We start from the raw sequence: 19,678 nt of genomic DNA on the forward strand, positions 1-19,678 counted from the left end.
GAAGAAACAGAAGGGGCTTCGATGACCGACTTCACGATGACCATCGGCGGCAAGGCGGCGGCGGGCGCAGCCACCTTCGGCGTCGTCAATCCGGCCACTGGCGAGGTTTTCGCGCAGGCTCCGGAGTGTACGGCCGACCAGCTCGACAGCGCGATGAGTGCCGCCGCGGACGCCTATGTCACGTGGAAAAAAAGACGAGGACACCCGCCGCAAGGCGATGCTGGCGGCGGCTGAGGCGATCGTCGCCGCGGCCAGTGAGCTGACCCCACTTCTGACTGCAGAGCAGGGCAAACCGCTCTCTCAAGCGGCCACCGAGGTCTACGGATCGGCAGCCTGGCTGAAATACTTCGCCGGGCTGGAGCTCCCTCGGGAGATCATCCAGGACGACAAGCGTGGGCTCGCCGAGGTGGTCCGCCGCCCGATTGGTCCGGTCGCCGCCATCACGCCGTGGAATTTCCCGCTGTTGCTGGCTTTCTGGAAGATCGCGCCGGCATTGCGGGCCGGCAACACGCTCGTACTGAAGCCGTCGCCGTTCACTCCACTGGTGTCGTTGAAGATCGGTGAGGTGCTGCGGGACGTGCTGCCTCCGGGCGTCCTCAACGTCGTCAGCGGTGGCAACGAACTCGGCGGTCTGATGACCGCACATCCGGTGCCCCGCAAGGTTTCCTTCACCGGCTCGATCGCGCTACCGGCAAGAAGGTGGCCGCGTCGGCAGCTCCGGACTTGAAGCGGGTCACCCTGGAGCTGGGCGGAAACGACGCGGCAATCGTGCTCGACGATGCCGACCCAGCTGAGGTCGCCGGCAAGATCTTCGACGGCGCCTTCGCCAACAACGGTCAGGTCTGTTCGGCGATCAAACGCTTGTACGTGCCGGAAAATCTGCACGACGAGCTGGTCGAAGCGCTGGCCGCGAAGGCCAAGGCGGCCAAGGTCGGTGACGGCACCGCGGAAGGTACCGAACTCGGGCCGATCAACAACCGACCGCAGTACGAGCGGGTTTCGGAGTTGGTGGCGGACGCGGTGGCCGGTGGCGCACGGGCCGCGGCGGGTGGAAAATCGGTCGACGGGCCGGGATATTTCTTCGAGCCAACCATTCTGGACAACATCGACGACGGCGCCCGGATCGTGGACGAGGAACAGTTCGGTCCCGCTCTGCCGGTCATCGTCTACCGTGATGTCGACGACGCTCTGCGCCGGGCGAATGCCACCAACTTCGGCCTTTCCGGCTCGGTCTGGTCGGCCGACACCGACCGCGCCGCGGCGGTCGCGGCCGAACTGGAATGCGGGACGGCCTGGAACTGGAATGCGGGACGGCCTGGTGTGAACACCCACCTGGTGCTCTCGCCCAGCCAGCCTTTCGCCGGAACCAAGTGGAGCGGCATCGGCGTCGAGAACGGTCCTTGGGGCTATTACGGCTTCACCGAGATCCAGGTCATCTACCGCGCCAAGTAAGCGAAATCTGGAGGTCGGCGAATGCATCTGGGAGCGATGGCCGCGGCTACCCCGGACAAGGCGGCGGTCATCATGGCCGGCACTGGACAAACCGTCACGTACGGCGAGCTGAACGCGGCCTCGAACAAACTCGCGCACGCTCTTCGCGAGGCGGGGCTGCGCCAAGGCGACCACATCGCGCTGATGGTGGAGAACAGACTGGAGAGTTTTTCACGCTGGCCTGGGCAGCGCAGCGGTCCGGGCTTTACTACACCGCGATCAGCACCCGGCTGCAGGTCGACGAAGTCGCGTACATTATCGACAACTGCGAGGCGAAGGTCTTCGTTTCTTCGGCGCCGCATGCACAGGTCGCGGTGGCGGCCGCGGACCGTTGTCCCGGCCTTGTCCTCACGGTCGATCTGGACGCCAGTATCGAGGGATTTACGCCGTACCAGGAAGTTGTGAGCGGACACCCGGAAACCTCGCTGCCGGACGAGATCGAGGGCATGCCGATGCTCTACTCGTCCGGCACCACTGGCCGGCCGAAAGGCATCAAGCGGCCGATCACCGGCCTGGAGATGGGCGGCGACCCGCGTTTCGTCGCATTGGCGATGTTCTTCGGTCTCGACAACACCACCACCTACCTGTCGCCGGCACCTCTTTATCACGCGGCACCACTCGGATTCTGTATGGCAATGCTCCGGCTGGGCTCGACACTGGTCGTCATGGATCGGTTTGACCCGGAGGCATTTCTGGCCGTGGTCGAGCACTACCGCATCACCAATGGCCAGGTGGTGCCGACGATGTTCATCCGAATGCTGAAACTTTCCCAGTCCGTACGGGATAAATATGACTTGTCCAGCCTACGCGGAGTGATCCACGCGGCGGCGCCTGCCCGATCGACGTCAAGCGGGCGATCATCGACTGGTGGGGTCCGATCCTCTGGGAATACTATGCCGGCACCGAAAACAACGGCATGGTCGCCTGTGATTCGGCGGAATGGTTGGCGCACCCGGGCACCGTCGGCAGCGCGAAGGTCGGCGAGCCGCACATCCTGGACGACAACGGCGAGGAACTGCCACCGGGGCGGCCCGGGACTGTTTACTTCGGCGGTGGCGCGGAATTCGAATATCACGGCGATCCGGAGAAAACCGCGGCCTCACGTGATCCACGGGGACGCGGCTGGTCGACGCTCGGCGACATCGGCTATCTCGACGACGACGGGTTCCTCTATCTGACCGACCGGCTCGCTCACATGATCATCAGCGGCGGGGTCAACATCTACCCACAGGAGGCCGAGAACATTCTCGCCCTCCACCCGAAAGTCGCGGACGTGGCGATTATCGGCGTGCCGGACGAGGAAATGGGCGAGGTAGTGAAGGCGGTCGTACAACCGGCGTCGATGGTCGATGCTGGCCCGGAACTGGCCGAAGAGCTGATCGCATATTGCCGGGATCGGCTGGCTCACTACAAGTGCCCACGGTCGGTGGACTTCCGGCCGGACCTGCCCAGACTGCCGACCGGCAAACTGCAGAAGAGACTTCTGCGGGACGAGTACGCGACAGGAGTCGCCAAGTGACCCCCGACGAGGCCGGCCTCGCGCTGGCGGATCCCAGCGCGTACGCCGAAGAGGACCGCTTGCACACGGCTCTGACGTTGTTGCGTAAGGAAGACCCGGTGCACTGGGTCGACCCGTCGCCGGAGTTCAACCCGTTCTGGGCGGTCACCAAACACGCCGACGTGCTGGAAATCGAGCGCCAGCAGGACATCTTCCTGAACGGTCCGCGGCCCTTGCTGGCCACCGCGGAGGCGGATGCGCACGCTGCCGAGAACGGCCAACTGCTTACCACCCTCGTTCACCTGGACGACCCGAAACACAAGGTGTTGCGGGCCATCGCGGCCGACTGGTTCAAGCCCCGCGCGATGCGCGACCTGCAACTGCGGGTGGACGAGCTGGCTGTGCGCTATGTCGACCGCATGGTCGAGCTGGGCGGCGAATGCGACTTCGTACGGGATGTGGCGGTGCATTACCCGCTGTACGTCATCCTTTCCTTGCTCGGCCTGCCCGAGTCGGATTTCCCGCGCATTCTGAAGCTGACGCAGGAGATTTTCGGTGGCCAGGACACCGAACAGCGACGCGGTCAGACCCAGGAAGAGATGATCGCGGTGGTGACGGACTTTTTCGCTTACTTCCAAGGGATCACCACTGACCGCAGGGCCAATCCGACCAACGACCTCGCGTCCACGATCGCCAACGGCATGGTCGACGGCGAGTTGCTCAATGACATGGACACGATTTCCTACTACGTCATCGTCGCGACCGCGGGGCACGACACCACCAGCTCGACCATCGCTGGCGGCCTCCATGCACTGATCGAAAATCCGGACCAGCTCCAGCGCCTGCGCGACGATCCGAGCCTGGCTGGCCCGGCTGCGGACGAGATGATCCGCTGGGTCACGCCGGTCAAGGAATTCATGCGTACGGCCACTCGCGACTACGAACTGCGAGGCGTCAGCATCAAAGAGGGCGACTCGTTGTTGTTGTCGTACCCGTCGGCCAACCGAGACGAGGACGTCTTCGAGGACCCCTTCCGTTTCGATGTAGGTCGTACGCCGAACAAGCATCTCGCTTTCGGCTTCGGAGCCCACTACTGCCTCGGGGCGGCGCTCGCCCGAATGGAGACGAAGGCCTTCTTCTCCACTCTGATTCCGCGACTCGACGCGCTCGATCTCGCCGGCAAACCCGAGTCGGTCGCCACGACTTTCGTCGGTGGTCTCAAGCACCTGCCGATCCGCTACCAGATGCGTTAACACTTGTGGAGATGTCGTCGAGTTGTTCGGCGGCTGGACGGGCCGGGAAGAGGTCGCCGCCAGGTTCGGCGGGTACCCGGGAAAGGGCGGCTTTGGCGGCCTTGTCGCCCTGTTGCGCGGCGGCATGTAGCACATCGACGGCTGCGTACTGACGGAAGTCCATTTCCGGGTAGGGCCAGACGCTTTGGCCCTGGGTGGCGGCCGGGATGAGGTAGTCGACCGCACCGAAAATGCTGCCGCCGCTTGGAGATGTGTAATGCCAGAGGTCTATTCCGACGTGCTGGCCTATCTGTGCGAGCCGGGTCAGCGCGACCAGGTTGAAGCAGAAATAGTGCCAGCTGCGGGTGCGCGTACTTTCCAGTGGTTGATAGCCATTGGCCTGGATCTGTACGTCGATCCGTTTGGTTTTGGCCGCCTGGACGACCTGGGCGGCGAGCGTTGTCTGTCCTGTGGAGAGCGCCAGCGCGGCGATCAGCATGTCGTAGAAGCTGCCGTGGTTGTTCGCCGCGGCGGCCTCGTCGGTGCCGTTTTTGTTCGTCAGCAGCCAGTTCAGGAAATCAGTCGACCAGCTGTGTGCATTGAGCTGTGGTCCCCCGGCGGTCCAGCCCGGCGCGCCGACGTCCAGGATCGCCGTCGCGTCCAGCACCTGTGTGAAAGCGTACGAAAACTCGATGATGCCGATGCCGCGCCCGTCCACCTTGCAGGGAATTCCCTGCGCGAAGTTCATGTTCGGGTTCATTCGGGTGGTCGGGTCGACAAACCAGGTGCGCAGGTCCTGGGCGGCCTTTCGCGCGTACGACGCCTTGCCGGTATAATACCAGGCCAGTGAAAGCTGGTAGATAGCGAAAAAAAAAAAGCCGTCCCGCGCTCGGCGTGATCGGAGATCGAGTCGACGATTGGGTTGCGCACGCCGTCTTTTTGGACGTACGGACAACCCCATGGGTTGTTGTCGGTCGGAGCTGTGGTTGGCCACCAATAGGGTGCGAGGCTTAGGTAGTCATGCTTATCGCCACTCGGCGGCGTCCGATTCTTGTCCGTTACCGACCAAGGCCCGGCGGTCACCGCTTTGTCCGCCTGCGCCAAAAGTGCGCTCAGCGCCTTGCGTAGCGTCGGATCGCCAAGCCCCAGGCCGATCTTGTTTTGTTGCAGCAGCTTGCCATCGAGCACCACGGTCGCTGGCGCGCACACTGCCCCGATCACCGGAAGTGTGCAAGATCTGGCGCTGCTGGCGGACGCGGTCGCGGGCGTGAGTGCGAGAGTGATCGCCACGGCTAACGCGACGACAGGCCGGAATATCATGCCCGCTCCTTTCATGTACATGAACATGTGGTGACTGGCTGAACAGAGCGTACATATGTGAAGACCTAACGGCAATGGCCAGGGATAAGGTCTTGGATATGAGGGTTGTTGTTGTTGGAGGCACTGGTCATATCGGTACGTATCTCGTTCCTCGGCTGGTCGCCGGTGGTCACGACGTGACTGTGCTCAGCAGGTCGGAGCGCGACCCGTACCAACCGCATGGGGCCTGGGATCGCGTGCGTACGGTCACGGTCGACCGGGTCGAGAGCGACGCGGCCGGCGAGTTCGGGCCGCTGGTGGCCGAGTTGGAGCCGGACGTGGTGATCGACCTGATCTCGTACACCCAGGACAGCGCTGGGCAGCTGGTGGAGGCGCTGCGTGGGCGCGTGCAGCATTTCCTGCACTGCGGCACGATCTGGGTGCATGGCCACAGCGCGGCGGTGCCGACGACCGAGGACGCGCCGCGGCGGCCTTTCGGCGACTACGGGATCGGCAAGGCCGCGGTCGAGCGATATCTGCTGGACCAGGCCCGGCGGTACGATTTTCCGGCCACCTTGGTGCATCCCGGCCACATCAGCGGGCCCGGCTGGGTGCCTATCAATCCGGCCGGCCATCTCGATCTTGGCGTTTTCCAGGCATTGGCGGACGGGAAGCAGCTCGCGTTGCCCAACCTCGGTATGGAGACGTTGCAGCATGTTCACGCGAGCGATGTCGCGGACACTTTCCTCGCCGCGATGGCCAATCGCTCAGTCTCGATCGGCGAGAGTTTTCACTCGGTCGCGTCCGGCGCGCTGACCTTGCGCGGTTATGCGGAGGCGGTGGCTGGGTGGTTCGGCCGCGAAGCGGACCTGACTTTCCTGCCGTGGGAACAATGGACGCGGACCGCCTCCGCTGATGCGGCCAAGTTGACCCATGACCACCTCGCGCACAGTCCCCATTGTTCGATGGAAAAAGCAGATCGCTTGCTCGGCTTCCGGCCGCGTTTCAGCGTTTTGGAGACTCTCGAAGAAGCCGTCAACGCCCTCGTCGCGAGCGGCCGAATCGTCCGGTGATCGTACGGGTCGACCGTTCCGGAGGCGGGGGTGACTGGCTGGAACATCACCCCCGCCCGGAAAACTACGGCGTGGACAGGGTGGTCGCCGTTGGCCAGGTGTCGTGGGAAACGCCGTTGGGGGCGGTGTTGCCAGGGAACCAGAACCAGTGCTGCAAGTGGCCCTGCGCATCGGCGGCGAAGATGTGTTGCTGGTTGCCCACGATCGCGGAAGTGGGGCTGCCGGCGAGGATTCCGGTGCTGTCCCACGTGTTCTGGCTCGGCGAATGTGGCGTGTCGCTCGGGCTCCAGGACCAGTGTTGTAGTCGGCCCTGGGTGTCCCGACCGAACACGTCCTGCTCGGTGCCGTAGAGGAAACCGGTGAGGGTGCCGGTCAAGGTGATGCCAGTGCTGGCCGCGTCGTTCCAGGTGTCGTGTTCTTTGGTCGTGTCACCCGGACTCCACCAGTAGTGCTGCAGGTTTCCAGCGCTGTCGGTGATAAACACATGCTGCTGGTCGCCGACGCTGTAGACGGCTGGCTTTCCGGTCACTCCGGTCGCCCAGCTTTCCTGCGTGAGACCGGCGGACGGGCTCCAGGACCAGTGCCGCAGATCGCCGCCGCTGGTGGTGAAGAAGACATGTTGCGCGCCACCCATCACCACTGCCACCGGGTCACTCGCAGCGTCACCGGAGCTGTCCCAGGTGTCGTGGTTCATCGAGCCGGCCGAAGAGCCGTCCGGATACCAATACCAGTGCTGCAGGTTTCCGTTGGTGTCCCTGGCAAAGACGTGCTGCTCATCGCCGTTGACGAAACCTGTCGGGGTGCCGACCAGAGTGATGCCGGTGGTGGCCGCGGTGTTCCACGTGTCGTGCTCCGGCGTATGTGGGGCGTCGCCGACGCTCCACCAGTAGTGCTGCAGGTTTCCTTTGCTGTCAATAGTGAAGGCGTGCTGCTGGGCGCCGGCACTGCCGGTCACGTACGTCACCGGCTGCCCGGCGACCGTGTTGGCCGGTGCCCAGGAGTCCGCGCTCAGGCCGGTGCCGCCGGTGTTTGGCGTCCACCATAAATGCGACAATGAGCCGTTCGTGCCGCGACCCATGTAGTGCTGTTCGCCGCCGTTCACGTAGAACTGGGACGCCGTGCTGGACGTGCTGTTGTTCGTGGCGTCGGCCACATCGAGCACGTCGCTGTCGATGTTGATCGTCACGCCGCCATAACTTTCGTTGTGGCCGCCCTGATACTGGTGGATGCGCTGGTGGTTGGCCCAGTCACCAGCTGGGATGAACGAGTCGTCGGTGTTCGCCGCGGTGCCCCAGTGCGCGAAGTAGATGTGGTCCGGTGTCGGGTACGAGCCACCGTAGACGCTGACCATGTCGGCGATTCCCGAGGCAGAGCTGGAATAAAGTCCGGAGCCGTAGCCGAGGGTGTGGATTTGGGTGGTGTAGCCGTTCATGAAGTCGAGTACGGCCTGGGTGCATGAGCCGCCCCGGCCGTAGGCTTCCATGTCATCGTAAATCACGCTGCCCGCGCTTAGACCGAGCGACTGGGCCTGCGCGACGGCGTCCTGGGCGGCGGACTGGCCCTGTGACAGCGCGCTGCCCGGGTCAATTTTCGAGCCCACTGGCCGGTGCGCAAGGTGCTTGCAATCCCACGTAGATCGGGAAAAGATGCCAGCCGGCGGCATCTTGCTGGGAAACCCAGGAGGAAGTCAGGTTGGCCTGCGCGCAACCGCGGTTTGTCCCACCGATATATAGACGCCAACCGCGCGGTAGGGCGACGCGCCCCACGCCTGCATCGCGCCCGACGACGGTGCCGCGCAGGCGTCGAACCCGGTGCCCTGGAAGGTTCCTGGCGCGGACACGTCCGGCGTGACCGCCTTGGGTGTCACTGCTGGGGCGGCCGGAGCGGCATGGGCGTCCGCGGTCAGCTGAGCCGATTGCAGGACGGCCGCCAAAACCGGCTGCTGCGTCCCGTACGAGCCGCTGACCAGCAGGCCCGCTGACGGAATGACGAGATCTATCCGCCGGTCAGTGGTGGTTGGTACGCGCTGCGGCGCGGCGGTGTTGGCTGCTAGTTTTTGCGCCCTCACTGGTACGTTCGCGCCGGCCAATGGCTCGACGATGACCGCCTCGGTCGCGCCGACCAGGCCAACCGGGCAGGACTGGTTGGCGCCCGGATGGCCCAGATACAGCACGTGGCGGTCGAGGCGTACGCACGTCGTCGGCGCCTTTTCCAGGTCCACCACCGACCAGGTGTCCGGGATGGCGACCTGATATCCGTGGTATGTCACGACTTTTCCGGTCGCCGCAGTGGCCGGCGCCTGCAGTCCGACGGCGGCGACGACGGCAGCGGCCGCGACCCAGCCTGCCGTTCGAAGCGCGGACCGGTTGAGAATCGTCACGAGGGATCCCTCCGCGGTGCAGCTGGTACGCCCGGGTGCTCAGGCCTGGAAAACGCGGTGATACAACGTTGGAAATGGTGTGCAGCACCGAAGTATCGCCGGCTTGAACAGGTGTCAAGAGCGGTTTGTGGAACAGCGGGAATTAGCAGGCCCCGGTGGCCACTTTCGGTCGCGCAGGGGTGTAGTTATCGGACTTTTTCAGGGGATTCGTCAATTGGCAGGGCTTTTGTCGGATAGCTCGTCTGGGGCAGAACAACCGCGGCGACGAGACCGGCGACCGCGACGCAGCCGGCCGAGCTGACGAACGCGACCGAATAGCCGTACGTGAGCCCGGCCGGTCGCAGGACGGTGACCACGGTCGACAGCGCCGCGAGCCCGACGGCTCCGCTGGCCTGCCGGACCGTGTTCAGCAGGCCGGCCGCGAGGCCGTTCTGCGACGGCAGCACACCGCTGGTCGCGATCACTGTGATCGGGGTGAACGCCGCCGCGGTGCCGAATCCCAGCACCACTCCGGGAATCGCGACGGCGACGACGTACGAACCACCCGCCCCGAGCAGGACGGCCATGGCCGCAAGGCCTACCGTGCCGATCACGCAGAAAATGACCGCGGCCCGGCGGGCACCGAAAAACAAGGTCAGCCGGCCGGCGGACTGAGCGCCGGCGAACATGGCGGCACCGACCGGCAGGAACCCGAGACCGGCCCGCAGGGGTGAGAAGCCGTACACATCCTGGAGATACAACGAAATCAGGATCGGGGAGGCGAAGAATCCCAGTCCCAGCAGGAACATCACCACGTTGCCGCCGCTGACCGTACGCACCCGGAAGACCGACAGCGGCAGCAGCGGATTCGTTGACCAGCGGGCTTGGTGCGCGGTGAAAAGCCCGAGCAGCGCGACGCCAGTCACCAGCAGGGCGCCGCCGATCCAGGCACTGGAGCCAAAACTCATCACCGCGTAGACAGTCGCGACCAAACCGCCAGTGGCCAGGGTGGCTCCCCAAACGTCCAGCCTGGTACGCGGCACGCCTGGGTCCAGGCGCGGCAACTTGACGTACGAGACGGCGAGAACGAGCGCACCCAACGGGAGGCTGATCAGGAAAACCCAGCGCCAACCGAACCACTGGGTGAGCACTCCGCCGATCACCGGTCCGGCCGCGGCGGCGACCGCCCCGACCGCGCTCCAGGTGCCCAACGCCCTGGTCCGCGCCGACCGGTCGGTGAAGGTCGTGGTGAGCAGCGAAAGCGTGACCGGGATGAGCAGCGCGCCACCGAGCCCCTGCACCGCGCGCGCGCGGCCAGCAACGCCCCGGGAGCGGTCGCCAGCCCGGCGGCGACCCTGGCCACGGTGAACAGTCCGGTCCCGACCACCATCAATCGACGCGGCCCGAAAACGTCCGCACACCGGCCGCCGAGCAGCAGGAATCCGGCGAAGACCAGCGTGTACGCGTTCACCACCCACGGCAGTGAGATCGCCGAAAATCCCAGCGTGGCCCGGATTTGTGGCAGCGCGACCGAAACAATCGTCGCGTCCAGGATGACCATGAACGAGCCGGCGCACGCCAGCGCCAGCACCAACCGTGGTCGCATCGGCGTCCTCTCCAGGTTTCTCGGGCAAAGTCAACCTTGCCTGTTCAACCTGGGTTGAGTTCAAATAGTGTGATGGACGCCCTGATCCCGATCCGCGACCTCGCCGACCATTTCGGCCTGCCGCTGTCGACCCTGCACTACTGGGAGCGGCGCGGCCTGATCCAGCCCCTTCGTCGGGCCGGCCGGCGTTTCTTCGACAGCGAGCAGTTCTATCGGACTGCTCTGGTTGTTTTGTGGCGCACGACCGGCATTGATGAGCATTGACGACATCGCGACCGTGCTGGCTGGGCGTACGCAGACTCACGACTGGCGGGACACCGTGGTCGGCCGAGTGCGCACTATCGAGGACCAGATCGCGAAGTTGGACAGCGCGCGAACGTATTTGAATCACTTGTTGACCTGCCGGCATGAGAACGAGTTCGAGAACTGTCCGAAATTCCGCGCTGGGTTCCCGCGGCCGTGAAACGGCTTTCTGTCACATAAAAGCGAAAAGGGGCCGCTTGCGGACAGCGGGGACCCTTCGTGGGCGGGTGGTGGCAGGGTGGTGGTGGGATCGGGCCCGCCATTGGGGAGAAACATGCTGGGCTGGGGAATCGTGGGGCCGGGCAACATCGCCGGCAGTTTTGCCGGTCAGCTGCCACTTTCGCGCACCGGGCGGCTCGTCGCGGTGGCGAGCCGGGACGCGGATCGGGCCGCCGCGTTCGGCCGGGAATTCGGAGCAAGTCGTACGTACGGTGACTACGGGGCCTTGTTGGGACGACGATCAAGTCGACGCTGTCTACATCGCAACTCCACACTCCCTGCACCCTATGTGGACGGTGCGGGCGGCCGAAGCGGGCAAACACGTGTTGTGCGAGAAACCGCTGGCGATCAATGCGGCCTATGCGATGGCTGCTGTGGAAGCAGCCCGACGCCACGATGTTTTCCTCATGGAGGCGTATATGTATCGCTTCCATCCGCGGACTCGGCGGCTGGCCGAGTTGGTCGCCGAAGGCGCGATTGGTGTCGTAAGCCAGATCCAAGCGTCGTTCGCGTTCTCGTCGGCTGGCACGAGTGGCCGGCTGTTTGACCCCGCACTGGGTGGCGGTGGCATTTTGGACGTTGGTGGATATCCGGTCTCAATGGCCAGATTGTTGGCTGGCGCGACCGTTGGAACGCCGTTCGCGAATCCGGTGGAAGTGACCGGCGCGGCTCATGTTGGTACGACTGGGGTGGACGAGTGGGCGATCGCCACTTTGCGGTTCGCCCACGGGCTAATGGCGCAGGTGGCCACCGGCGTACGGCTGGCCGCTGAGCACACTGTGAAAGTCTATGGCAGCGAAGGATTCCTGGAGGTGCCCGATCCCTGGGTGCCGTCGCCGGACGAGCCAGCCCGCATCCTGGTGAGCCGGGTGGGGGAGCAGCCGCGCGAGATCGTGGTGGCAGCGGCGGCGCAGTACGCGCTGGAGGCGGACGCGGTGGCGGACCATCTCGCCGCCCGGCAAGCGCCCCAGCTGACCTGGGCGGACAGCCTTGGCAACGCGGCGGCGCTGGACAGTTGGCGAGCGGCGATCGGCCTCACCCTTCCCGCGGACCAGCCGACCGGCCCAGCGCACGGCCGGTCGCTGCGTCGCCGGCCGGACCACCGGATGCGGTACGGGTGGATCGGCGGACTCGACCAGCCGGTGTCGCGGCTGGTCATGGGCGTCGACAACCAGCCCGATCTCGGGTACGCGAGTGTGATGTTCGACGATTTCGTCGAGCAGGGCGGCAATACTTTCGACACCGCTTGGCTATATGGGGGCGGCCGGCTTGAGGAGCTGTTCGGCCAATGGCTGCGCGGCCGTGGAAACCGCGATGAGCTGGTGATCATTGGCAAGGGCGCGCACACTCCACATTGCGATCCCGCCTCCATTGGCCGGCAGTTGGCCCAGAGCCTGGCACGGTTGGGGACGGATCACGTCGATCTTTACCTTATGCACCGCGATAATCTTGAGGTGCCGGTGGGCGAGTTCGTCGAGGCTATGGACGAGCAGCGGGCCGCTGGACGGGTAAGAGCGTACGGCGTCTCCAACTGGACGCCGGCGCGTTTCGACGAGGCAGCAGCGTACGCGTCCGATCATGGTCTGGTCGGGCTTTCGGGCCTGAGCAACCATTTCAGCCTCGCCGAGGCTTACGCCGTGCCGTGGGACGGGTGCGAGCACGTCACCGACCCGCGGTCGTGGCGCTGGCTGCGGGACCGCCAGGTCGCGTTGCTGCCATGGTCCAGTCAGGCCGCGGTTTCTTCACCGGCCGGGCGCGGCCCGCTGACCGGTCCGACGAAGAGCTCGTACGCTGCTATTACAGCGAAGCCAATTTTGGCCGGCTGGCGCGCGCCGAAAAACTGGCCGCTGACCTCGGCGTCCCCACCACCGCGATCGCCTTGGCGTATGTGCTGCACCAGCCGTTCCCGACTTTTCCGCTCATCGGGCCGCGGACGTTGGCCGAAACCGACAGCTCGCTGCGCGCTCTCGACGTGGAACTCAGCGACGATCAAATGACATGGCTGGCAGGTAACGAGAACGCGGATTCCTAAGCGACCAGCGGGGGCCGCCGGTCTGTCCAAGGTTGGGCTTCCTCCAATTCGTACGCCAGCTCGAACAATGTTCGCTCGTCGCCGACTTTGCTGGCGAACTGGATGCCGATCGGCAGGCCGTCGCTGCTCCAGTGCAACGGGACGCTCATCGCCGGTGCGCCGACCGCGTTGGAAAGCGGAGTCCACGACAAATACCCACTGAGCCGTTCGGTGACAGTGGGCAGGTCAAGTTCGCCAGTGATGTAGCCAATCGGGACAGGTGGCTGCAGCAGGACGGGAGACAGAATGACGTCCAGGTCCGTGAACCAGCGTTCGTACGGTCCGGCCGCTGCCGTCAGGTTGGCGCGGGCGGCGTCGAGGGAACCAGCCGGGAGGCTGCCGGCGAATGCGGCGAACGCGAGGGTCAGCGGTTCCAGGACGGAATCGTCGGGCGCCGTACCGGTGATCGCCGTGATGAGCTGGACTACGTCGAGGGCGCTTGCCGTAAAGACTTTGGTGAATTCGGCGAGGAAACCAGGCCCGTCCAGCGGTAGTGTGGTCGGTACGATCAGGTGGCCGAGTTTTTCCAGCAGTGCGGCCGCCGCGGCTACGCCGGCGGCGACTTCTGGGTCCGGAGCGTGGCCGCTGAGACTGTCCTGCAAATAGCCGATACGCAGTCGGCGGTTGGTCGGCCCAGTCACGTGTCCGACCGGCGAAGTGGAGTCTTTGCGTTCCATCGCGGCGAAAAGGGCGGCAGAGTCGCGGACCGTACGAGCGAGGCAGTGCTCGGTGGTGACATCGAAACCGGCAGCCGGAGTTTGGTTGCCGATCAAGGCGCCGCGGGACGGTTTGAGGCCGAAAAGCCCGCACGCGGAGGCCGGGATCCGGATCGACCCCCCCGCCGCCGTCGGCCGCGTCCGCCATCGGCACACCACACCAGCGGCTACGGCGGCCGCTGAGCCGCCAGAGGAGCCACCTGAGCTGTGCTCGAGATTCCACGGATTGCGGGTCGGGCCGAAGGCGATGGGCTCAGTGGTGGGCAAATAGCCCATCTCGCCCAGCGCGGTCTTGCCGATGATGATCAGTCCAGCGGCCTCCAGCGCGTCGACCTGCGGGGCGTGGGCGGCGGCCGGCGGAGTGAGGCGGCTGAGCCGCGATCCCCAGCCGGTGACCGAGCCGGCGTAGTCGTACATGTCCTTCAACAAATAGGGCACGCCCGCGAACGGCCGCTGAGGTCGGCGGTTTTGGCTCTCTCTCGAGCTTGTTCGAAAAGTGCCGTGGTGAGGAAGTTCAGCTGTGGCTGCAGCCACTCAGCGCGCGCGCGATGGCGTCGTCGACGGCTTCGACGGCGGTGAGGTCGCCGCGCCGGATCATCGCGGCGAGTGCGGTGGCGTCGGGCTCGGTCATGTCAGGCTCTGTCATCAGCGCAGACTCCACATCAGATTCACTAGCGTATCGGATTCATTTGTGTATAGTGACTCGCGTCACGTACGTCGTCAAGGAGAAGTGACGCAATGCCCAAAGGGCCGACCAGGCGGCGACCGCGGACGGTCGCGCGGTTGTTGGACGCGGCCCTGGAGCTGTTCGCCGAACAGGGTTTCGGCAGTACGACCATTGGCCAGGTCTGCGAGCGCGCCGGCTACACCCGAGGCGCGTTCTACTCCAATTTCGCGACCATGGACGACCTTTTCTACGCGCTGTTCGACGCGCACTCCGAAGACGAGGTGGGCGGTACGACCGGGCGCTCGCCGAGCTCGACGAGGAGGCTGTCTCGCTGGACCGGGTGATAAAACAGCTGGCGCAGGTCGACGCTCACGAAGCGGCCTGGTTCCTGGTTTCCGCCGAATTCACCCTCTACGCGATTCGTCATCCGCAGGCCCGCCAGGTCCTCGCCGAGCACCACGCCCCGGCTGCGCGCCCACATCGTGGACCTGCTGGCAAAACTCCTGGAACGCACCGGTCGTACGGTCGCGTACGACCCCGACCAAACCGCCCGTCTGTTCATTTCCATCCGGGACGGCAGCCTCGCGCAAAGCCTGGTCGAGCCGGACCGGCTGCCGGCTGGCCACCTGGAAGAGACCTTCTGGCCGGTCCTGTTCCGTGCTCTTTCCCATCCACCGCAGTAGAAGGAAAACGCCGATGCCGTATCGCCGCTTTGCCTTACTTGTCATGGTCGTCGCGCTGGTCTTCGCCGGTGCCGGCGTGGCATCGGCCGCCGGGCCGCGTCCAGGAATATGTCGCGCTCGGCGATTCCTGGTCCGCGGACGTGAACATTCTCAACGTCACCACGAAATACGTCCCGTTCGGCTGCGTGCAGAGTGCCAGGGACTACCCGCATCAGGTGGCCGCCGCGCTCGGCGTGCCCACCTTCCGGGACGCGACTTGCGGCGGCGCGATCACCGACAACATGGCCGGGCCGCAAAGCGCGCCGCTGGGTGGTACGAACACGCCGCAGTTTGATCGGCTCACGACGAAAACCGACCTGGTGACGATTGGCATCGGCGGCAACGACGTGGGTCTGGTCGGGATGGTCGAGGGCTGCATCAGCCTGTTGCCGTCGCTCACGCCGGTGCCCGGAGCGACGCTGCCGAGCCCGCTTGGCGCGTCCTGTCAACCGAAGTTCGTCGTTGGCGGTGTTGACAAGATCTCGCAGGCGATCGCCCAGGCAGCAGCAAAAATCGCCAACGTCATCGCCGGCGTCCGGGCCCGCTCACCGCACGCGAGATCGAGGTGGTCAACTACATGAACCCGTTCCCGACCGCCGGATGCTACCCGTATATTCAGTTCGCCAACGAGGACATTCCCTGGCTGCGGGCCAAAGTGAACGAAATGGACGCGATGCTGGCCCGGGTCGCGGCCAGCAAGCACGTCGGTCTTCTCAACACCAACACCGGGATGACTGGGCACGACCTCTGCCAGCTGCCCACCAGGCAGTACGTCACGGCCGTCCTGCCGCTGTCCAGCGACCCGCTGATCGCGGTGCCGTTCCACCCGACCCAGCTCGGCGCCAACCATCAGGCGGCCACGATTGTGGCCGCCCTCGGCGGATAGGGATCAGTCCTGCGGGCCGTTGAGCGCAGCCGTCACGACGGCTTCGGCCAGCGGCCCGTACGGCGGAAGCAGCGCCTCGACGAGGTCGTTTTCGCCCCTACGCACCACTCCGCGCGGGTTGGAGAACTCCCGGAAGCCCTCGATGCCGTGGTGGCGACCGGAGCCGCTCTGCCCGATGCCACCGAAGCCGAGGGACGGGAGCGCGCCCTGCAGGGCGCAGGAGTTGACGCAGGCACCGCCTGAAGTCGTCCGGTCAAGGACGTAGTCAGCGACCGAGTTGTCCTTGGAGAAGACGTAAAGTGCGAGCGGGCGTTCGCCGGCGTTGACGTACGCGAGCGCCTCGTCCACCGAGTCGTAAGGCTTGATCGGCAGGATCGGCCCGAAAATCTCCTCCCGCATCAGGGCGAGGTCGTCCGACGGGTCCACCACCAGCGAGATCGGCATCTGTCGGGTGGAACGGTCGATTTTCGCGTCCGGCTCCAGCGAGACCACCTGGCCGTCTTTCTTTCCGGCTTCTTCCAGCAAACCGGTGAGCCGGTCGAGATGACGTTCGCTGATGATGCCGGTGCAGTCGGCCGTGGTGGAATACCCCGGTGTCCGCTCGACGACGTGTTTGTGCGCGAGATCCACAAATTCCTGCATCTTCGCCCGCGGCACCAGGCAGTAGTCCACCGTGATGCACATCTGTCCGTTCTTGATCATCTTGGCGCCGAGGATCTGGCCGACCGTCTCGGCGTCGACACTGTCCTCGTTGACGATCGCCGGATTCTTCCCACCCAGCTCCAAAGTCACCGGCACCAGGTTCTGCGCGGCGGCCACCGCGACCTTGCGGCCGACCTCCGGGCTGCCGGTGTAGAGCAGGTGATCCCAGCGTACCGCCGCGAAAGCGGTGGCCAGCTCGAGTTCGCCGGTCACCACCGCAACGTGGTCGGGGTCGAAGGTCGCGGCGATCATGTCCTTGAGCAGCTCACCGCAGGCCGGGGTGAACTCGGATGGCTTGATGATCGCGCGGTTGCCGGCCGCGAGCATTTCGACCAGCGGGCCCAAAGACAGGTCGAAGGGGAAGTTCCACGGCACGATGTTGCCGACAACTCCTTTGGGTTGGTACGAAATCGCCGCGCGGGCGGATCCGAAAAGGCCGGGGTCGGCCTCTCTTTCCTGCGGTGCGGGCCCATTGTGCCAGCTGCTGCTCCGCCGCGTACGCGGCCCGGCCGGCGACGCCCAGCACCTCGATCAGGTCGGTGAACAGCTCCGGGTGCACCGCGAAGTCCGCGGACATCGCGGCCCTGATGCGACTCCGGTTCGCCACCACCAGCTGCGCGAGCGCGCCAAGGTGGGCGCGCCGCTCGTCCAGGCTCGGCGCGCCCTGCTGCCCGAAGGCGGCCTTCTGCGACGCGAAAATCTCGTGCAGCTCGGAAACGGACGTCATTCGCATTCTCCTCAGGGTTATTTGACGCTTTTGATGGGCCAGACAGCCAAAGCGGCGATCACTCCGGTCACCGCCACCAAGGCGTAAAGGGTGACGTAGCCGCCGAGCATGTTGATCACCACACCGCCGAGGGCGGCGGCCAGCACGTACGGCAGCATGTTCGCGATGTTGATGACGCCAAGGTCCTTGCCGCGATCTTCCGGATGCGGCAGCACCTGGGTGATCAGCGCCTGGTCGACGGGAAATGTACGCGCCGTAGCCCAGCCCCAGCAGGATGGCGCCCGCGATGGCTCCGGGCATCGTGGGCGACAGCGCGAAAATTAGTCCGGCGATGCCCTGCAGCGTCGACGAGATCATCACCATCCGCTTGCGTCGGCCGGTACGGTCCGACAGCCAGCCCGACGGCAAACAGGCCGCCACCACCGAAACGGTGTAAAGCACGGTGAGAATGAGCGTGCCCAGGTCCGGGTCGACATGGACCCGATCCTTGAGGAACTGGTAAAGATAGAGCTGACCGAGCGCGTTGGACAGCTGGATGAAGAATCTTCCGGTCCACGCCCAGGAAAAGTCGGCATGCTTGAGTGGCTGGACGATCCCGACGACCACCGCCCGCAGATCCAGCGGCCGACGTTGCGCGGCCGTGAGGCGTACGCCCCTGGTGCGCAGCGCGAACGGAATAGCCAGCAACACCACCAAAACCCCCAGCGCGGTGTAGCCGATCGGCACGCCCAGCAACACGGGGGTGACCAGCATGATGCCCAGCAACGGGCCGACGGACTGCGCCACCCCGAACCATGACGAGACTCGGGCGCGTTGTCGTACCGGCACCTCGTCCGGCACGGTCGCGAGAATGGCGGCCGTCATCGAGGAGACGCCGACCTGGGCCACCGCCCAAAAAAGCCACCACCAGGAAGACGGTGTGCGCGATGCCTTGCACGATCAGCGCGCCGCCAAAAACGAGCGCGCCGATGATCACCCAGATCTGCCGGCGGCCGCGACGATGCAGCGTACGGTCCGAAAGCTCGCCGGCCAGCACACAAACCACGATCGTGACGACCGCGGCGACGATGTTTTTGCCAGCGCCTGCGCGCTGACCGCGGCCGCGCTGTTGCCGGTGATCTCGTTGGTCTGCTTGGGAATGAGGATCTGCTGGACCGCGTAATACGCCATATACATGCCAAAAGCGGCTAGCGTCCAGTAGGTGATCCAGCGTGGCCGTACGAGCGTGGTGGGCTCGTCGAAAGCGCGTCGTTCTTGGGTTCCTGCGGAATCGACAGTCGTCATCGCGACTCCTGCCCTGCGGGATGGCGGCCGGCGGCGCAGCCCTGTCCAGAACGAGAGTGATGCCCGTCGCATTCTATGTCAAGGGTCTTGGTCGATTGTCCAACTTCAGTCGGTCGTTCTCCGGGCGGACGCTGCCAGCTGGACGGCGAAATGGTCGAGCACCGCCGTCGCTTCCCCCCCGTTGTCCCGATCGACGATCCACGCGAGCGTGACGCCGTCGAGCATGTTGCGCAGGCTCCGAGCCAGCACCCGCAGCGGCACGGTCCACTCCATCCGAGCTGCCGCGGCGGCCACCTCCAGGAAGTCGATGGCTGCCTCGAGGTAGCCCTCGTACTGCTTGCGGGCCACCTCGGCGAGCTCGGGATCACGCAACGCGTACTGCGTCAGCTCGTACGTGATCTGGTGCTCGCCAGGGTTCTCCTCGACCAGTCGCCAGTACGCCCGCAGGCTCTCCCGAAGGTGTCCGGCAGGCTTCGATGCGGCCGTACGGCGTCGATCGCGGCCCTTCGGTTGCGCTCGTTGATGGTGCCGATGACCTGCATGAACAGCTCCTGCTTCGAGCGGAAGCAGTAGTGGAAGAAGCCCAGCGGCATGGCCGCCTCGGCGACGATCGCCCGGGTCGATGCCTTGGCCACGCCGTCCCGGGCCAGCACCCGGATCGCCGCGGCCACCAGGTCCTGCCGCCGCTCGTCCGCCGACACCCGCGCCATCGTCCACCCCGATCGTCGGAGTCACCCTACTCGTGAAGACGACCAAGTCGACTGTCTTGGTCAGGCATCCAACCTTCGATGGGGATACCCTCCACAGCGACGAATGGAGGCCG

General features: G+C 65.3%; 22 protein-coding genes and 4 pseudogenes. 13 read left to right on the top strand and 13 right to left on the bottom strand.

Annotated features, from left to right (window positions below; translation table 11 throughout):
- The first annotated feature begins 21 nt into the window (after positions 1-21).
- The 5 genes and pseudogenes from GNX96_RS50090 (at position 22) to GNX96_RS08230 (ending at position 4,242) form a co-directional block, all read left to right on the top strand.
- A complete protein-coding gene (locus GNX96_RS50090; protein ID WP_279579773.1) occupies positions 22-234 on the top strand; it encodes an aldehyde dehydrogenase family protein in 213 nt (70 codons plus the stop codon).
- A complete protein-coding gene (locus tag GNX96_RS50095; RefSeq protein ID WP_279579774.1) occupies positions 218-727 on the top strand; it encodes an aldehyde dehydrogenase family protein in 510 nt (169 codons plus the stop codon). Before GNX96_RS50090 ends, GNX96_RS50095 begins: the two co-directional genes overlap by 17 nt.
- A complete protein-coding gene (locus GNX96_RS50100; protein WP_279579775.1) occupies positions 700-1,452 on the top strand; it encodes an aldehyde dehydrogenase family protein in 753 nt (250 codons plus the stop codon). Before GNX96_RS50095 ends, GNX96_RS50100 begins: the two co-directional genes overlap by 28 nt.
- 21 nt (positions 1,453-1,473) lie before the next feature.
- A pseudogene (locus GNX96_RS08225) lies at positions 1,474-3,010 on the top strand (AMP-binding protein).
- A complete protein-coding gene (locus tag GNX96_RS08230; protein WP_163567611.1) occupies positions 3,007-4,242 on the top strand; it encodes a cytochrome P450 in 1,236 nt (411 codons plus the stop codon). Before GNX96_RS08225 ends, GNX96_RS08230 begins: the two are co-directional and overlap by 4 nt.
- Here the strand turns inward: GNX96_RS08230 and GNX96_RS08235 are convergent.
- Positions 4,208-5,568 (bottom strand): annotated as a pseudogene (locus GNX96_RS08235) (alginate lyase family protein). The gene GNX96_RS08230 and the pseudogene GNX96_RS08235 overlap by 35 nt on opposite strands.
- Before the next feature lie 71 nt (positions 5,569-5,639).
- Between GNX96_RS08235 and GNX96_RS08240 the strand changes: the two are divergent.
- A complete protein-coding gene (locus tag GNX96_RS08240; protein ID WP_163567612.1) occupies positions 5,640-6,593 on the top strand; it encodes an NAD-dependent epimerase/dehydratase family protein in 954 nt (317 codons plus the stop codon).
- Between the two features lie 64 nt (positions 6,594-6,657).
- On the opposite strand, the gene GNX96_RS08245 is transcribed toward GNX96_RS08240, so the two are convergent.
- The 5 genes from GNX96_RS08245 to GNX96_RS50105 all read right to left on the bottom strand — a co-directional run bounded on the left by GNX96_RS08245 (position 6,658) and on the right by GNX96_RS50105 (position 10,558).
- Positions 6,658-8,193 carry a glycoside hydrolase domain-containing protein gene (locus GNX96_RS08245; protein ID WP_163567613.1) on the bottom strand — a complete coding sequence of 512 codons (1,536 nt, stop codon included), beginning with the start codon at positions 8,191-8,193 and terminating at the stop codon, positions 6,658-6,660.
- Entirely contained in the window at positions 8,177-8,359 is a 183-nt protein-coding gene (locus tag GNX96_RS62895; RefSeq protein WP_163567614.1) for a glycoside hydrolase domain-containing protein, read from the bottom strand. Before GNX96_RS62895 ends, GNX96_RS08245 begins: the two co-directional genes overlap by 17 nt.
- Positions 8,281-8,973, bottom strand: a complete 693-nt coding sequence (locus GNX96_RS08255; protein ID WP_163567615.1) for a hypothetical protein — start codon at positions 8,971-8,973, stop codon at positions 8,281-8,283. Before GNX96_RS08255 ends, GNX96_RS62895 begins: the two co-directional genes overlap by 79 nt.
- 185 nt (positions 8,974-9,158) lie before the next feature.
- Positions 9,159-10,226 (bottom strand): MFS transporter, encoded by a 1,068-nt coding sequence (locus GNX96_RS08260; RefSeq protein ID WP_279579829.1) that lies wholly within the window; start codon positions 10,224-10,226, stop codon positions 9,159-9,161.
- Complete coding sequence (locus GNX96_RS50105; protein ID WP_279579777.1) at positions 10,112-10,558, bottom strand: MFS transporter; 447 nt, start codon at positions 10,556-10,558, stop codon at positions 10,112-10,114. Before GNX96_RS50105 ends, GNX96_RS08260 begins: the two co-directional genes overlap by 115 nt.
- A 72-nt stretch (positions 10,559-10,630) precedes the next feature.
- Between GNX96_RS50105 and GNX96_RS50110 the strand changes: the two genes are divergently transcribed.
- The 3 genes and pseudogenes from GNX96_RS50110 to GNX96_RS08270 all read left to right on the top strand — a co-directional run bounded on the left by GNX96_RS50110 (position 10,631) and on the right by GNX96_RS08270 (position 13,112).
- Positions 10,631-10,822, top strand: coding sequence for a helix-turn-helix domain-containing protein (locus GNX96_RS50110; RefSeq protein WP_279579778.1), 192 nt, complete (start codon positions 10,631-10,633; stop codon positions 10,820-10,822).
- Positions 10,812-11,021 carry a MerR family transcriptional regulator gene (locus tag GNX96_RS50115; protein WP_279579779.1) on the top strand — a complete coding sequence of 70 codons (210 nt, stop codon included), beginning with the start codon at positions 10,812-10,814 and terminating at the stop codon, positions 11,019-11,021. The genes GNX96_RS50110 and GNX96_RS50115 overlap by 11 nt, the downstream gene beginning before the upstream one ends.
- Positions 10,966-13,112, top strand: a pseudogene (locus GNX96_RS08270) (aldo/keto reductase). The gene GNX96_RS50115 and the pseudogene GNX96_RS08270 overlap by 56 nt, the downstream one beginning before the upstream one ends.
- Here the strand turns inward: GNX96_RS08270 and GNX96_RS08275 are convergent.
- The gene (locus GNX96_RS08275) at positions 13,109-14,401 is read right to left on the bottom strand and encodes an amidase family protein (protein WP_279579781.1); all 1,293 of its coding nucleotides are present in this window, start codon (positions 14,399-14,401) and stop codon (positions 13,109-13,111) included. The pseudogene GNX96_RS08270 and the gene GNX96_RS08275 sit on opposite strands and share 4 nt — an antisense overlap.
- Positions 14,382-14,513: a hypothetical protein gene (locus GNX96_RS50120; RefSeq protein ID WP_279579782.1), complete on the bottom strand. Its 132-nt coding sequence runs from the start codon at positions 14,511-14,513 to the stop codon at positions 14,382-14,384. The genes GNX96_RS08275 and GNX96_RS50120 overlap by 20 nt, the downstream gene beginning before the upstream one ends.
- A gap of 92 nt (positions 14,514-14,605) precedes the next feature.
- Between GNX96_RS50120 and GNX96_RS50125 the strand changes: the two genes are divergently transcribed.
- The 4 genes from GNX96_RS50125 to GNX96_RS08290 all read left to right on the top strand — a co-directional run bounded on the left by GNX96_RS50125 (position 14,606) and on the right by GNX96_RS08290 (position 16,142).
- Positions 14,606-14,878 carry a TetR/AcrR family transcriptional regulator gene (locus tag GNX96_RS50125; RefSeq protein WP_279579783.1) on the top strand — a complete coding sequence of 91 codons (273 nt, stop codon included), beginning with the start codon at positions 14,606-14,608 and terminating at the stop codon, positions 14,876-14,878.
- 138 nt (positions 14,879-15,016) lie between these two features.
- Positions 15,017-15,217, top strand: coding sequence for a hypothetical protein (locus GNX96_RS50130; protein ID WP_279579784.1), 201 nt, complete (start codon positions 15,017-15,019; stop codon positions 15,215-15,217).
- Positions 15,218-15,285: 68 nt separating this feature from the next.
- Positions 15,286-15,837: a GDSL-type esterase/lipase family protein gene (locus GNX96_RS08285; RefSeq protein WP_163567616.1), complete on the top strand. Its 552-nt coding sequence runs from the start codon at positions 15,286-15,288 to the stop codon at positions 15,835-15,837.
- Entirely contained in the window at positions 15,822-16,142 is a 321-nt protein-coding gene (locus GNX96_RS08290) for an SGNH/GDSL hydrolase family protein (RefSeq protein ID WP_279579785.1), read from the top strand. Before GNX96_RS08285 ends, GNX96_RS08290 begins: the two co-directional genes overlap by 16 nt.
- A gap of 3 nt (positions 16,143-16,145) precedes the next feature.
- On the opposite strand, the gene GNX96_RS08295 is transcribed toward GNX96_RS08290, so the two are convergent.
- The 5 genes and pseudogenes from GNX96_RS08295 to GNX96_RS50145 all read right to left on the bottom strand — a co-directional run bounded on the left by GNX96_RS08295 (position 16,146) and on the right by GNX96_RS50145 (position 19,556).
- Positions 16,146-17,219: an aldehyde dehydrogenase family protein gene (locus GNX96_RS08295; protein WP_279579786.1), complete on the bottom strand. Its 1,074-nt coding sequence runs from the start codon at positions 17,217-17,219 to the stop codon at positions 16,146-16,148.
- A pseudogene (locus tag GNX96_RS50135) lies at positions 17,110-18,474 on the bottom strand (MFS transporter); the annotation flags it as partial. The gene GNX96_RS08295 and the pseudogene GNX96_RS50135, both read right to left, overlap by 110 nt.
- Before the next feature lie 69 nt (positions 18,475-18,543).
- A complete protein-coding gene (locus GNX96_RS08305; protein WP_163567618.1) occupies positions 18,544-18,855 on the bottom strand; it encodes a hypothetical protein in 312 nt (103 codons plus the stop codon).
- A 105-nt stretch (positions 18,856-18,960) separates the two neighbouring features.
- Complete coding sequence (locus tag GNX96_RS50140; protein WP_279579830.1) at positions 18,961-19,302, bottom strand: TetR family transcriptional regulator C-terminal domain-containing protein; 342 nt, start codon at positions 19,300-19,302, stop codon at positions 18,961-18,963.
- On the bottom strand, positions 19,239-19,556 hold the full coding sequence (locus GNX96_RS50145; RefSeq protein ID WP_279579831.1) for a TetR/AcrR family transcriptional regulator: 318 nt from the start codon (positions 19,554-19,556) through the stop codon (positions 19,239-19,241). The genes GNX96_RS50140 and GNX96_RS50145 overlap by 64 nt, the downstream gene beginning before the upstream one ends.
- Positions 19,557-19,678 lie beyond the last annotated feature (122 nt).

It is taken from the genome of Fodinicola feengrottensis (genome assembly GCF_010993775.1).
Taxonomy (GTDB): Bacteria; Actinomycetota; Actinomycetes; order Mycobacteriales; family HKI-0501; genus Fodinicola; species Fodinicola feengrottensis.